Source organism: Alkaliphilus metalliredigens QYMF (assembly GCF_000016985.1).
Classification (GTDB): domain Bacteria; phylum Bacillota; class Clostridia; order Peptostreptococcales; family Natronincolaceae; genus Alkaliphilus_A; species Alkaliphilus_A metalliredigens.
Genome location: NC_009633.1, coordinates 3375296 through 3389335, shown reverse-complemented (window position 1 = coordinate 3389335; position 14040 = coordinate 3375296). Strand labels below are relative to the sequence as shown.

Here is a 14040-nt window from a genome sequence, read left to right as displayed (position 1 = left end):
TCGAAATTTCCCCTAAGTAAGTCTCATAAGACACTAATCAATTATATATGAGATGGAGATAGTTTTAAAGTGAAATTTATATGTAAGTAGGGTTATTTCTTTTGGAACAAAGACAAAATAGTATAAAAATGCTATAATAATGTCGGAAAAGGGAAGGTGATATAGATGAGTGAAATTGCAGGGGAAGGCTGTGAGCAACTAATTCCCATGGGTGAGCGTAAATTACTTGAAGAGATTGAACGGAGTCTCATTACAAAATATCGTAAAAATATTTGGTCTAAATTTACCAAGGCCATTAAAGAATATAATTTAATTGAAGAAGGTGATAAAATCGCCATTGCCATTTCAGGCGGAAAGGATAGTTTGCTGATGGCAAAGCTTTTTCAAGAACTTCACCGTCATGGAACCGCAAACTTTCAGATGGAATTCATTGTGATGGATCCAGGCTATCATGAGAGTATCAAAGCATTACTCGTTGATAATTGCAAGCATTTGGAAATACCCGTGCATATTTTTGAAGCTAGGATCTTTGAAGTAGCTGAAAAAATGGCAAAGGAGTACCCTTGCTTTATGTGTGCCAAGATGAGAAGGGGAGCCCTATATCAAAAGGCCCAGGAGCTAGGGTGCAATAAGCTGGCCCTTGGACACCATTATAATGATGTGATAGAAACCACAATGTTAAACTTACTTTATACAGGAAATTTTAAAACCATGCTCCCGAAACTAAAGTCCACGAATTTTGAAGGGATGGAGATTATCCGTCCTCTTTATTTGATAGAGGAAGAAGCAATTATTGACTTTACTGAGAGTAGTGGCATTTGGCCTCTTAATTGTGCCTGTATGGTGGCAGCAAAAAAGATCGGTAACAAACGTCATCAGGTGAAGGATCTTATTAAAACATTGAAGACTAGTATTTCCGATGCGGATAAATCAATTTTTAGAGCCACACATAATGTGAATATGGATTGTATTCTAGGATGGCAAAAAGATGGAGAAAAGCATTCTTATTTAGATTTTTATGAAGAGTAAACTCTTCTCAGTAGGATAAAATAGTAGATTTGAAAATTAAAATGATAATAAACAGGGGAGGATGCAATTGCATCCTCCCCTGTTTATTATCAATAAATTATTTTACCTTTACAATCCATCCTTCAGGTGCTTTTACATCACCGAATTGGATGCCACATAAAGTATCATAAAGCTTCTTTGTTACAGGTCCTACTTCAGTTTCACTATGGAAAACATGAAGGTTGTCTTTGTGAGAAATGCCACCAATTGGTGTGATTACAGCAGCAGTACCACAAGCTCCTGCTTCCTTAAATTCACCTAGGTTGTCCACTAAGGCATCTCTTTCTTCTACTTCCAGGCCTAAATACTCCTTAGCAACATGCATTAAAGAGTATTTAGTGATACTTGGAAGGATGGAAGGTGAGATTGGTGTGACGAATTTGTCGTCGGTTGTAATACCAAAGAAGTTTGCAGCGCCAACTTCCTCAATTTTTGTATGTGTAGCAGGATCAAGGTAAATACAATCAGCAAAACCCTTTTTGACTGCAACTTGATGAGGAAAAAGACTTCCTGCATAGTTTCCCCCTACTTTAGCAGCTCCTGTACCATAAGGTGCAGCGCGGTCAAACTCAGAGGTCATAAAGTTAACAGGGGCCACTCCACCTTTGAAATAAGCGCCTACAGGAACGCAAAACACAGAGAAAATATACTCGGGAGCGGGTCTAACACCAAGGTTGTCTCCAACTCCGATCACAAAGGGTCTTAAGTAAAGAGTTGCACCAGTACCATATGGTGGTACAAAAGCTTCATTAGCTTTGACAACTTGAATACAAGCATCAATAAACTTTTCTTCTGAAACCTCAGGCATAAGCACACGACTACAGCTGTTTTTCATTCTTTTCGCGTTTTGGTCTGGTCTGAATAACTGGATTTCGCCATCCTTAGTACGATAGGCCTTTAATCCTTCAAAACACTGTTGCCCATAGTGTAGAGCAGTTGAAGATTCACTGATGGATAGGTTATTGTCCTCTACTAATGCGCCATCATCCCACTGTCCATCTTTCCATTTTGATACATAACGGAAGTCAGTCTTCATGTAGCTAAAACCTAATGTACTCCAATCGATATTTACTGCTTTACTCATAAAATCCCTCCTAATTAAATTAAATGCAATGCACTTAAATAACGCTTGCAAATGATGTGTAATCCTTTGCCTAACCAATACAATAATAGTATAGCATAACAAGCTGAATTACATAACAGGATCTTATAAATTCAGTATTTTCAATTAATATTTTGCTTAAATCAAATAGAAAATCAATAGCTGTCAATACTAATACATGAGGAAAGAACGAAGGGATGGGTCTATTTATCTATAGTAGAGAAAATGAAAGGCGTGATTAAATGGATGGAAAAGCGGGAGAAAAAAGAGCATTAACTGGGAATGAAGCCATTGCAAGAGGGTTTTATGAGGCAGGAGGGGTGGTTGCTTCCAGTTATCCTGGCTCACCAACAGTGGAGATTCTTGAAAAGACCAAAGTATATGAAGAAATTTACGGAGAGTTTTCCACTAATGAAAAAGTCGCATTAGAAGTGGGCATTGGAGGATCTTTTTCAGGAGCTAGGGCCATGGTTTCAATGAAGCATGTAGGGGTCAATATTGCAGCGGACCCATTGATGACATTTACCTTAACCCCTACCAATGGCGGTTTTTTACTGGTCACTGGAGATGACCCTGGATTGGCTAGCTCTCAGAATGAGCAGGATAATCGTGTTTTAGGTAAGTTTGCTCATTTGGGAATTTTAGATCCCTCCGATAGTCAAGAAGCAAAGGATTATACAAAAAAAGCATTGGAAATTAGTGAGCACTTTGAAATACCCATGCTTTTAAGGATTACAAGTCGTCTTTGTCACAGCCGTAGTGTGGTTGTATTAGAGGATCGGCAAGAAGTGAAGTCCAAGGGGATTAATCGAAGTAAAGAAAAGTTTTGCATGATTCCGCCTGGTTCCCGAAGAGCACAAATGTTCATGAAGGAACGATTGCAAAAACTCGAGGAGTACGCCTATGATACTGAATTAAACACTTTAGAAGAAAAGCAGGGAAGTGACACATTACTCATCACCTCTGGGCTTGTTTATTACAATTTAAAAGAAGTAGAACCGGAGGCCAGCATTTGGAAACTAGGTCTGGTTTATCCCATCTCTAAAAAGCGAGCTAAGGAAATCACCAGTCAATATAAGCGAATCATTGTCATTGAAGAAATGATGCCTTTTATTGAAAACGAATTGAAGTTGATGGGCATTGAATGTGAAGGAAAAAAATACTTTGAGTATACAGGTGAATTGGATGTACCGGATATTGAAGAAGGACTCTATCAAGCTGGTTTATTAAAAAACAAACCAGAAGGTTCTAAACGATTTGTAGAAACTGTGTCAAGACCTCCTTTATTTTGCACAGGCTGTCCCCATAGACCAACCTTCGATATACTGAAAAAATCTAAAGCGAAGGTGGTAGTAGGGGATATTGGTTGTTACTCCTTGGCAGCGCTGTTTCCCTTTGAACAATCGAATTCCATCATCAGTATGGGAGCCAGTATTGGGATGACAAAGGGAATTCGTAAGGCAATGTCATTGACAAAGGAAGAGGAACCACTGGTGACGGTGATTGGAGATGGCACATTTTTCCACTCGGGATTACCGACCTTTGTGAATTTATTGCATCAAAAGAAGGATAATGAAAATATGACATTCATTGTATTAGACAACCGAACTACTGCCATGACTGGAGGACAGCATAATGGAAGCTCTGGGCTCTACAATGAAAGAGATGACATGAGAGTGGGCATTAAAACATTATTAGAGACCATGGGATTTGATCGTATTAAAGAAATCAATCAATATGACTATAAAGCGGCAGAGAAGCTTTTTAAAGAGGAGATTGCCTACGAAGGATTGTCCATCATTGTGGTTAATGGTCCCTGTGCACTACGATATAACCTTGAAAAACCATATTTCTATGTGGATCCTAAAATATGTATTAGTTGTCGGGCTTGTATTCGAACAAACTGTCCACCCCTTAGAATGATTGAATATGAAGGAATTGAAAAGCTTAAATCATCTATTGATAAAGATATGTGTGTTGGATGTAGTGTCTGTGCCCAGGTTTGCCCTGTCAATGCCATTAAGTCATCAAAGGCTTCAGAGAAGGAGGGTGAATAAATTGATAAAAAATATTATGTTTGCAGGAGTCGGTGGACAAGGGCTGATCCTGATGACTCGAATCATCTCCCAAGCAGCCATGAAGGATGATTTTGATATTAAAAGCAATGATGTTGTGGGACTATCACAAAGGGGGGGGATGGTCTGGGGAAATGTTCGAATTGGTAAAAAGATATTTTCACCTAATATTCGACCAGGAGAGGGAGATATACTGGTGGCGATGGAGCCCCTGGAGGCCTTGAGATGGAGCGCTAAGCTAAGGGATGATGGGCTGATCATTATGAACTCAAAGCGGTTTTATCCCACCATTGTTCAGCAGGAAAAGGAAGAATACCCTGAGGTTGCCATTGAAGATCTAAAAGCCAACATGAATGTAATTGAAATCAATGCCTTTGAAGAAGCAAAAAATCTAGGGAAAAAACAAGTGGCTAATGTCATGCTCTTAGGTATCCTGGCAAAGCACTTGGAAATTAAAGTGGAGACATGGAAGGAAACCATTAAGGATAATGTACCAGAAAAAGCCATTGATTTAAATATGCAGGCATTTGACTTAGGGTATGTATATCAGGGGTAAAAAACGTGAAAAAACTGCATAATAAAAGGTGAAAAGACTGCATAATATAACGTGAGCTGTATAAAAATCATAGGACTAGAATAACAAGTGTGGGCAAATGCAAACACTTGTTAATTTTTTATACAATGTTTTTTAAATACATATAAAATGTATAAGACGTATAAATATTTAGATATAATTGACAAAATTTATAAGTTGGGATAAGATTATAGACAATAATTTGTAAAAATATTCAGATATTCAAAAAATTCTTATTTAAGGGGGATTGTTATGAAAAAGAAATTAGTGTTAAGTTTAATGATGGCTGTTTTATTGCTACTGACAGCTTGTGGAGGTGGCGGTGGCGAAACAGTCGCTGAGGGCGATGATGAACATGGTGAGTTAGTGCCATCCATTACAATTTTAAGTTCACTACCAGAAGCGAATATGGTGAACTATGAAATGGCCAATGAGGTTGTGGAAGAATTAAGAGCGCTTGGTGTTGAAATTCAAGCGGAACCAACAGATTTTGCAGTATTGATCGATACCATTTATGGTGATGAAAGTGACTACGATGCATACACCATTGGATGGTCAGGTAGAGTAGAAAGATTAGACCCAGATATGTTTATCCACTCTATTAATCATTCTAATAACGCAGACGCAGGTGGAAATAACACAGAAAAGTATAGGAATCCTGCATTTGACGTTCTAGCTGACGCACAAAGACAAGAAATGGACATTACAAAAAGACGTGAGCTGGTATTCCAAGCACAGGAAATATTAGCACAGGATGTACCTAGAATTACTTTATATTCACGTGCTAATGTCCAGGTTTACAATACAGAGAAGTTCCAAACAGTTGAGAATATTCCTGGAGAAGGTCTTTTCAACGAATGGACTCCTATGATTATTGAGCCATTAACAAATGAAACAATCTTAAAAGTTGCAAGTAATATCAACCTAGATACATTAAACCCAATGGGTGCAAGAAGTGTATATGAGTGGAGAAACCTACGTTTAATCTACGATAAGTTAGTAAGACTAAGCCCTGAGATCGAACCAGTTCCAGCGGCAGCATCAGGATGGGATATCGTTGATGATAACACAATCGATGTGCATCTAAGGGAAGGAATGGCCTTCCATGATGGCGAGCCAGTGAAGGTAGAGGATGTTAAATTTAGCTACGAAGCTTTCATTAATAACAACGTAGAATATTTTATGTCTTTCTTAGAGCCAATTGAAAGTATTGAAATCATTGATGAAACCACAGTTAGATTTAATTTAGTCACACCATATGCACCATTTATTACAACCACATTAACACAAATTCCAATTCTTCCTCAACATATTTGGGAGCAAATGGATGACCAAAGAAATGATCCAAATTCACATCCAATAGGAAGTGGACCATTTATATTTGAGAACTTTAGACCAGGTGAAGAACTAGTTGCAACAACAAATAAAGATTTCTATGAGCCTGCTAAAATTGATGGCTATATATTCAATATCTTTGCTTCACCAGAAGGTGTATTAACAGCATTAGAGCTTGGCGATATCGATATGGTATCCTATGACTTAGTACCAGCTCATATTGAACAAGTAGCTAACAATGAAGGTGGAAAATACGATCATTTAGAATTAACCGAAGTAAAAGATATTGGATTCTTCTACTTAGGAATGAATGCTGATCGAGCTCCATTTGGTAATAAGGATTTCAGAATTGCAACAGCACATTTAGTTGATTATGACTTAGCAGTAGATGTTCATCTAAATGGTTACGGTGGACGTGGAGGTGGCGGCCTGGTCATCAACGATGCCAATGACTTCTGGCATAATCCTGCAGTACCAATCTATGATGAGTATAACCCTGAAAGAGCTAGAGAGATTTTAGCAGAAGCAGGATTTACTTGGGATAGTAATGGTAGATTGCGTATGCCAAAGCAATAAACCAAAAATAATTTAATAACACTAGATCATACTACTCAAACATAAAAGTCGAGATTGCTTCGACTTTTATGCTTGAGATTTTAACAGGAAAGGATGGTGTCTAATGTTAAAATATATAGCAAGACGAGTGGGAATCATGACTGTAATGATACTTTTGATTGCAACAATGATTTTTTTCTTATTTAGGGCAATGCCTGGAGATGCAACGGCATATATTGTGGATCCCTCAATGCCTCCGGAAGCCAGGGAAATTGCGAGAGAACGATATGGATTTAATGACAGTAAGTGGGTGCAATATACAATTTTCATGAAGGACTTAGTTAGATTAGATTTTGGTAATTCATATTTTTATGGAAGACCAGTGATGAGTCTAATCGGGGAAAGATTACCAGCAACACTTATTTTAATGCTTACAGCCATGATATTTTCGTATATTATCGGAATTTTCGGCGGGGCCTGGATGGCTTGGAAAAGAGGGAGTAAGCTAGAGTCCGCGGGAATCACCTTTTCTTTAATTTTTCGTTCGGCCCCTACATTTTGGGTGGGTCTGATGATGATTTTACTTTTCGCTGCAAAGCTTCGCTGGGTCCCAGCCCAAGGGATGAGAACCTCAGGATACACTGGGGACACATTTGCGGAGATATTTTTAAACCTAGACTTTCTGAGACATTTAATTTTACCATCCTTAGTAGCGGGACTGTATTTCATTGCAACGCCGTTATTGATTATGAGAAATAGTATGTTAGAGGTTTTATCAGAGGATTATATCGAAATGGCCAAGGCCAAAGGACTGAAAGAAAGAACGATTTTATATAAGCATGCTGCACGTAATGCTTTGTTACCAGTGGTGACTGCAGGGGCATTATTTATCGGGTCTGCCATAGGTGGACAGGTTTTAATCGAGTATGTTTTCAGTTGGCCAGGTTTAGGTAGAGAAATTGTTCAAGCCGTGACAAGACGTGACTATCCCTTGGCACAGGGAGCCTTTATTATTATCTCTGCTATGTTGATGATGATGAACCTGGTGGCAGATATCTTATATGCTGTACTAGATCCAAGGATTTCATACAAATAATAGAAAATGTAAAAAGAGAGGTGAGGAAGTATGGGTAAAGCCATCGATGTAACACCGGAGAAAAAACCTGCAATGATAGAACCCAAGAAGAATAGTCAAGGAATTGGTAGCTTGTTTCTCAAAAATCTAAAAAAAGACAAACTAGCGCTTTTCGGTGCCATTTTGTTAGTCTGTTTTATTATGATTGGTATTTTTTCGGATTCTATTGCGCCCCATGAACCGAGGCTACGTCATTATAATGAAGAAGGCCAAATTAGAAGATTAGAACCACCATCGGCAGCCCACTGGCTTGGAACAACAGATGTTGGTAGAGATATATATAGTCAAGTAATACTAGGAACAAGGACTGCCTTGACCGTAGGCATATTAGCCGCTCTTCTGGTTACATTTGTAGGGGCAACGGTTGGAATTATAGCGGGTTATTTTGGGGGAATTGTTGATGCAATATTAATGCGGATTGTAGACTTTTTCTATGCCATTCCTTTTATCCCCTTTGTCATTGTACTAGCCGCAGTTTTAAAACCAAGTATGTGGAATGTTATTTTAGCCGTCTCCATGCTATCCTGGAGAACAGTGGCCAGATTAGTTCGTTCACAGGTGTTGTCTATTGCCAAAAGACCTTTTATTAAGGCAGCAAAGGTTACCGGTGCTGGACATACAAGAATTATGTTTAAATATATCTTGCCGAATGTCATTCCTCTTATTCTATTGGAAATGGCCTTTATGGTAAACTTTGCCATCATGGCAGAAGCAAGTATTGCCTTTTTAGGATTTGGTGATCCAAACAAAGCAAGCTGGGGTCAGATACTTCATATTAACTTTTTAACAGGGAATTCAAGAAATGCTTGGTGGTGGACTGCTCCCCCAGGGATAGCAATTGTACTACTATTGGTTTCTATTTTCTTTGTGGCGAGAGCACTGGAGGAAATTGTTGATCCTAGACTACGGAGGCGATAAAGATGAATTTGTTAGAAGTGAAAAACTTAGATATTGAGTATGTCACAGAAGAAGGAACCCTGAAAGCCATCGATAACGTTTCTTTTTCTTTAAAGGAAGGCGAAAGTATCGGTTTAGTTGGTGAAAGTGGTTGTGGTAAAACGACTTTAGCCAAATCCATCATGAGATTATTGCCTGATAATGGTAGTATTAGTGCTGGAGAGATTATTTTTAAAGGTGAAGATATCGTTAAAAAGAGCAAGGAAGAAATTAGAAAGCTACGATTGAATGAGATTGCCATGATTTCTCAAAGTGCAATGAATGCATTAAATCCTGTGTATACTGTGGGAGACCAGATCATAGAAGGAATTCGTGCCCATAGCAATGCCACAAAGGCAGAGGCGTACAAAAGAGCAGAAGAAGTATTTAAAATTATAGGACTTGAGGGGAAACGATTAAAAAGCTATCCCCACCAAATGAGTGGTGGAATGAAGCAAAGAGCAATTATAGCCATGGCCTTAACCCTAAATCCTAGTTTGATTATAGCAGATGAACCGACAACGGCTTTAGATGTTGTGGTTCAAGATAAAATTTTATTTCAGATAGTTGATATCCAGAAAAAAATGAACAGTTCTATGGTGTTTATTACCCATGATATTTCTGTTGTTTCAGAAATCTGCGAAACAATTATTGTTATGTATGGGGGCAAAGTGATGGAGAAAGTGAGTACCAAGGTGTTTTTTAAGACCCCATATCATCCTTATTCCCTTGGACTGCAAAATGCGTTTCCAAGTATTAAAGACATTGGGGAAGAGTTAATTTCTATTCCTGGGGCACCTCCTAACCTAATGGAAAAACAATTTGGCTGTAGATTTCAACAGCGTTGTCCCTTTAGAACAGAGCTTTGCCAAAATGAGATTCCTGAACTGATAGAGGTTGGAGAAGAGCACTTAATTGCTTGTCATTATCCTGAAAGAGTAGAGGAATTCAGGGAAAAGGCCAAGAAAAATGAAACATGGCAAACTGTTCGTAATCGACTCATCGAGGAAATGAAAGGTGGGGAATAATGAATAAAGAACCTTTAATTAAAGTCAAAAATCTAAAAAAATATTATCCAATTAACAAAGGGATAAAGGATATTTTTAGTAAAGATAAAAGCTATGTGAAAGCAATTGATGATATCTCCTTTGAGATACATCAGGGAGAAATTTTAGGATTAGCAGGAGAGAGTGGATCTGGAAAAACCACAACTGGAGAAATTTTAGTTAGGCTACAGGAAACAACCGAAGGAGAAATTATCTTTGATGGTCATGATTTTATGACGAAATCCAAGGTAGAGGATAAGCGTTTCCGTAAGGAAGTGCAGATGATCTTTCAGGATCCATATGAAACCCTGAACCCTAGGTTTACCATACTAGAAACAATTGCAGAGCCCCTTAAAATTCATGGAATGAAGGGGAAGGACCTGATTTATGAAAGGGTCATCGAGGCCCTTGAAATTGCAGAGCTAAAGCCAGCAGAGCACTATGTTCATCGTTATCCCCATGAGCTTAGTGGGGGACAAAGACAAAGGGTGGCCATTGCCAGGGGGATTGTCATGAATCCTAAGTTTTTAGTGGCAGATGAGCCAGTGTCAATGCTAGATGTGTCCATACGTGCTGATATATTAAACCTATTAAAGCGATTAAGAAAGGATATGGGATTAACAATGCTATACGTATCCCATGATTTATCCACCATTAAATATTTATGTGACAGAATTGCTATTATGTATTTGGGAAAAATAGTAGAGATTGGCAATGCCAATGAAGTCATAGACAATCCACAGCATCCTTACACGAAGGTACTGTTGTCAGCAGTTCCAGTGGCGGATCCTGACCATAAAAAAGTAAGGATTGAGATTGATGACGAAGCACCAGATCAAATTAATTTACCTGAGGGATGTCGATTTACTCCCCGTTGCCCCTATGCCACTGAGGCATGTAATAAATGCGATCATACACTAATTGAAAGAAGAGATAAGCAATATAGTGCCTGTATTTATGCAGAAGACGAATTAAAATTAAAACCAACAGCTGTTTAGTGACTATTGATTTTTATTGTTTTCAAGCCCCAGGACCTTAACGTAACAGATACGTTACGATGGCTGGGGTTTCTTATGCCCCCAATGTAAAGGCATTTTGATAAAAATCTTGCATTATCCATGGGATTCATGTAGAATAACCTTTAACACCAATTATAAAAACTAAATATTCATCTCGTATAACATTGGAAATAAGGTCCAAAAGTTTCTACCAGACTACCGTAAACAGTCTGACTACGAGGGTTAAATAAGCAATAGGGTAATGGAAAGAAAAGCATAAAGTGCTTATTCTGTCAGGCCTATTGGCGTATGAAATTCAACTTATAAACCTCGTAGTGTAAAAACTACGTGGTTTTTTAATGTATAGATGCCATTGCGATCGTATAGATGAGGAGGCTAAAAATGGAACTTTTAAAAGAACAAATTAGAGAAGTAGCTAGGGTAGAGAAGGGAAATGTACTAAAAGTAGATAGTTTTTTAAACCATCAATTGGACATCCCTTTGCTCAATGAAATTGGGAAGGAATTAAAAAAACGATTCCAGGGAGAAAAGGTGGACAAAATTTTAACAGCAGAGGTTTCTGGTATTGCCATAGCAGCCATAGCAGCACAATACTTTAATGTTCCTGTAGTATTTGCAAAAAAAACACAGTCTAAAAATCTAGATCAAGATACCTATGAAGGAGAGGTTTATTCCTATACAAAGGGACAAGCCTATAAAATACGTGTTTCTAAAAGATATTTACATGAGAAAGAAAATATTTTAATCATTGATGATTTTCTTGCCAACGGAGAAGCACTGCAAGGATTAAGAGAAATCGTAGTTCAAGCAAATGCAAACTTAGTAGGTGCGGGGATTGTGATCGAAAAGGGTTTTCAAGGAGGCGGAAAGCGGTTAAGGGCTGAAAACATGCGGATTGAATCCTTGGCGATCATCGATGAGATGAATGAGAGCACACTTGTTTTTAGGGATGATAAGGCTGATCTGAAAGCTGATCCAAAAGCTAGCTAGAACAACCAAAATAATCCTCTAACACCTTTAAATCCCCTTGGTTCTTACTAGATCGACAATCCTCGCAGGATATGGTATGATCAAAATAATGAACCGATAAGGGGGCTTGTCATGTCGACTAAAAAGATTATTGGAATGGTGATGGTACTGATGATAGGAGTCATGATTTATTTTACTTTTACTACAGGCTGGGGCATGGACTTAATTGCAGGACAATTTGAAGAACCTAATATAGCAGAAAATGACGGATCCTCAGAAGATGGAGCACTAATTGATGGGGACATATCTGATTTAGATACAGAGGATGAGGAAATTGGTGACGTAGATCCAGGAGAAGCTGAACAACCTGAAGAAACCCAAGAAGAGAGCTGGAGAAGGGAATTGCAAGAGTTGTTAGCTTTTGAGAAGACAACGGATGTTAATAGTGCAGGTGAGCAAATTGTGATGAATTATAATAGTATTTATACATTAGTAAACAAAGAACGGATGCTACCTGCGGATTACGAGCCCAGGGATTTAGTGGTTCCGGCTGTGCCCTTTCCTTTTACAGAAGATCATCCCAAAAAGTATTTGAGGAAAGAAGCAGCAGAAGCCTTGGAAGTTTTATTTGAGGACTCGAAAAATGAGGGTTTGAAGTTATTTGCAACTTCAGGTTATCGTTCCTATGCCACACAAAAGAGTATTTTTCAGCAAAGAGCTGCTGAAAAAGGAAAAGAAGAGGCAAACAGAACGAGTGCTAGACCTGGTCAAAGTGAACATCAAACAGGACTGGCTATGGATGTGACAAATGCAGAGGTTGATTTTCGATTGACCGAAGCCTTTGGTGAAACGCAAGAAGGTCTATGGTTAATGGATCAAGCACACCATTATGGATTTTCGATTCGATATCCAAAGGAAAAGGAACATATTACAGGATACAGCTATGAACCTTGGCATTTGAGGTATGTAGGAAAAAACTTAGCAACTCATTTATATGAAAATCGTTTAACATTAGAAGAATATTTTGAAATAGAGCATGGATATTAGTGAATGAAAGATAGTGATACTGGGACAAAAATGTCTTGGTATCGCTATCTTTTTATTTGTAGAAAGTTAGCAAAGCCCAAATCATGTGGTCATAAAACAATCACGTTATTTTTGTTTATTTAATTATTGATTTGTTTTCATTAGTAAGACAGAGATGTCCATTAATCATCACATTAAAAAGTATCGCGTCCTCAAAAATTCTTAAATCATAGCCTGTGATATCTTGAATTTTACTTAATCTATATATCAAGGTATTTCTATGTACGAATAAGTCTCTTGCAGTATCACTAATATTAAGATTATTTTTAAAGAATATAAAGGCTGTATTTAACAGTTCATTATTTGAAAATAAGCTTTTAATGTTACAATCAAATTGTTTCATTATTTCTTCTAAATCATTTGCTTGAATTTTGCTGATCATTAAAGGAATCGTCAGACTTTTAAATGAGTAGGTTTTATGGCTAGGTAAAAACACCTTGCCAATTTCAATGAAGTTTTCTGCAGTTTTGTAGGAAAAGTGCCAATCATAAACATCATCAACAATGACACCGATACCAATTTTTACCTCGTATAACAATTCGGATGAAATTGTTTCGGATAAGAATGTTGGAAAATCATTATTTTTATCAGTGATTCTCTTAATAACAGCAAAGTATTTACTTTTTATCCTTATAATTTCATCGGAAAGCAAAGCTGATAATATTTCTTCTACTGTTCCCATAAGATTTTCAGTGGCTTCAATCACAATAATTTGCACCTGTCCTTGTGTAACAATGTGATGTTTTTCACAAACGTTTTTTATCGAGTCATCGGATATTGTATTTAATAAAATACTCTTAATAAAGTCATTTCTAGAGATGTTTTTAATATCAGTACCTAAAAAAATTCCAATCATTTTAGCAAATTTCTGAGTGTCTTCATTAATTCCTTTTATTGATAAGATACACTTATCTTCCTCATAGGAATTGTAGGAGCAGTAGATATATTCCTGTTTTTCGATTAAGAAGCCATCGTTTAATTCGAAGGATATAATCTGGTTATCATAATTACCAATTTTATTGGTATCGGTACTGTGAAAAATATAGCCATTTTCATCTAGAAGATTAATTTCTGTATCAATGATATCTTTTAAACTGTGAATAATAGATTTTATTCTTTGAATATGCATTGGGATAGACC

The 14040-nt window shown here is 37.5% G+C and carries 12 protein-coding genes and 1 riboswitch; of the genes, 10 read left to right on the top strand and 2 right to left on the bottom strand.

Annotated features, from left to right (window positions below; translation table 11 throughout):
* Positions 1 to 165: 165 nt before the first annotated feature.
* Positions 166 to 1029: a tRNA 2-thiocytidine(32) synthetase TtcA gene (locus AMET_RS16390; RefSeq protein WP_012064428.1), complete on the top strand. Its 864-nt coding sequence runs from the start codon at positions 166 to 168 to the stop codon at positions 1027 to 1029.
* Positions 1030 to 1126: 97 nt separating this feature from the next.
* Here AMET_RS16390 and AMET_RS16385 read toward each other — a convergent pair whose 3' ends face one another.
* Positions 1127 to 2152, bottom strand: a complete 1026-nt coding sequence (locus tag AMET_RS16385; protein WP_012064427.1) for a branched-chain amino acid aminotransferase — start codon at positions 2150 to 2152, stop codon at positions 1127 to 1129.
* Between the two features lie 260 nt (positions 2153 to 2412).
* On the opposite strand from AMET_RS16385, the gene AMET_RS16380 reads away from it, so the two are divergent.
* The 9 genes from AMET_RS16380 to AMET_RS16340 all read left to right on the top strand — a co-directional run bounded on the left by AMET_RS16380 (position 2413) and on the right by AMET_RS16340 (position 12861).
* Entirely contained in the window at positions 2413 to 4227 is a 1815-nt protein-coding gene (locus AMET_RS16380) for a thiamine pyrophosphate-dependent enzyme (RefSeq protein WP_012064426.1), read from the top strand.
* The gene (locus AMET_RS16375) at positions 4220 to 4801 is read left to right on the top strand and encodes an indolepyruvate oxidoreductase subunit beta (protein WP_012064425.1); all 582 of its coding nucleotides are present in this window, start codon (positions 4220 to 4222) and stop codon (positions 4799 to 4801) included. The genes AMET_RS16380 and AMET_RS16375 overlap by 8 nt, the downstream gene beginning before the upstream one ends.
* 270 nt (positions 4802 to 5071) lie before the next feature.
* Complete coding sequence (locus tag AMET_RS16370) at positions 5072 to 6730, top strand: ABC transporter substrate-binding protein (RefSeq protein WP_012064424.1); 1659 nt, start codon at positions 5072 to 5074, stop codon at positions 6728 to 6730.
* A 103-nt stretch (positions 6731 to 6833) separates the two neighbouring features.
* Positions 6834 to 7805: an ABC transporter permease gene (locus AMET_RS16365; RefSeq protein WP_012064423.1), complete on the top strand. Its 972-nt coding sequence runs from the start codon at positions 6834 to 6836 to the stop codon at positions 7803 to 7805.
* A 30-nt stretch (positions 7806 to 7835) separates the two neighbouring features.
* A complete protein-coding gene (locus AMET_RS16360; protein WP_012064422.1) occupies positions 7836 to 8762 on the top strand; it encodes an ABC transporter permease in 927 nt (308 codons plus the stop codon).
* A 2-nt stretch (positions 8763 to 8764) separates the two neighbouring features.
* A complete protein-coding gene (locus AMET_RS16355) occupies positions 8765 to 9808 on the top strand; it encodes an ABC transporter ATP-binding protein (protein WP_012064421.1) in 1044 nt (347 codons plus the stop codon).
* On the top strand, positions 9808 to 10824 hold the full coding sequence (locus AMET_RS16350) for an ABC transporter ATP-binding protein (RefSeq protein WP_012064420.1): 1017 nt from the start codon (positions 9808 to 9810) through the stop codon (positions 10822 to 10824). Before AMET_RS16355 ends, AMET_RS16350 begins: the two co-directional genes overlap by 1 nt.
* Positions 10825 to 10979: 155 nt before the next feature.
* Positions 10980 to 11081: riboswitch (purine riboswitch) on the top strand.
* Between the two features lie 145 nt (positions 11082 to 11226).
* Positions 11227 to 11835 carry a xanthine phosphoribosyltransferase gene (locus AMET_RS16345; protein ID WP_012064419.1) on the top strand — a complete coding sequence of 203 codons (609 nt, stop codon included), beginning with the start codon at positions 11227 to 11229 and terminating at the stop codon, positions 11833 to 11835.
* 111 nt (positions 11836 to 11946) lie between these two features.
* Positions 11947 to 12861: a M15 family metallopeptidase gene (locus AMET_RS16340; RefSeq protein ID WP_012064418.1), complete on the top strand. Its 915-nt coding sequence runs from the start codon at positions 11947 to 11949 to the stop codon at positions 12859 to 12861.
* 115 nt (positions 12862 to 12976) lie between these two features.
* On the opposite strand, the gene AMET_RS24475 is transcribed toward AMET_RS16340, so the two are convergent.
* Entirely contained in the window at positions 12977 to 14029 is a 1053-nt protein-coding gene (locus AMET_RS24475; protein ID WP_012064417.1) for a PucR family transcriptional regulator, read from the bottom strand.
* Positions 14030 to 14040 lie beyond the last annotated feature (11 nt).

Bases quoted from the DNA above. Each gene is read 5' to 3' on its own strand.
- AMET_RS16390 (WP_012064428.1), top strand. From the start codon at position 166: ATGAGTGAAATTGCAGGGGAAGGCTGTGAGCAACTAATTCCCATGGGT.
- AMET_RS16385 (WP_012064427.1), bottom strand. From the start codon at position 2,152: ATGAGTAAAGCAGTAAATATCGATTGGAGTACATTAGGTTTTAGCTAC.
- AMET_RS16380 (WP_012064426.1), top strand. From the start codon at position 2,413: ATGGATGGAAAAGCGGGAGAAAAAAGAGCATTAACTGGGAATGAAGCC.
- AMET_RS16370 (WP_012064424.1), top strand. From the start codon at position 5,072: ATGAAAAAGAAATTAGTGTTAAGTTTAATGATGGCTGTTTTATTGCTA.
- AMET_RS16365 (WP_012064423.1), top strand. From the start codon at position 6,834: ATGTTAAAATATATAGCAAGACGAGTGGGAATCATGACTGTAATGATA.
- AMET_RS16360 (WP_012064422.1), top strand. From the start codon at position 7,836: ATGGGTAAAGCCATCGATGTAACACCGGAGAAAAAACCTGCAATGATA.
- AMET_RS16355 (WP_012064421.1), top strand. From the start codon at position 8,765: ATGAATTTGTTAGAAGTGAAAAACTTAGATATTGAGTATGTCACAGAA.
- AMET_RS16350 (WP_012064420.1), top strand. From the start codon at position 9,808: ATGAATAAAGAACCTTTAATTAAAGTCAAAAATCTAAAAAAATATTAT.
- AMET_RS16345 (WP_012064419.1), top strand. From the start codon at position 11,227: ATGGAACTTTTAAAAGAACAAATTAGAGAAGTAGCTAGGGTAGAGAAG.
- AMET_RS16340 (WP_012064418.1), top strand. From the start codon at position 11,947: ATGTCGACTAAAAAGATTATTGGAATGGTGATGGTACTGATGATAGGA.
- AMET_RS24475 (WP_012064417.1), bottom strand. From the start codon at position 14,029: ATGCATATTCAAAGAATAAAATCTATTATTCACAGTTTAAAAGATATC.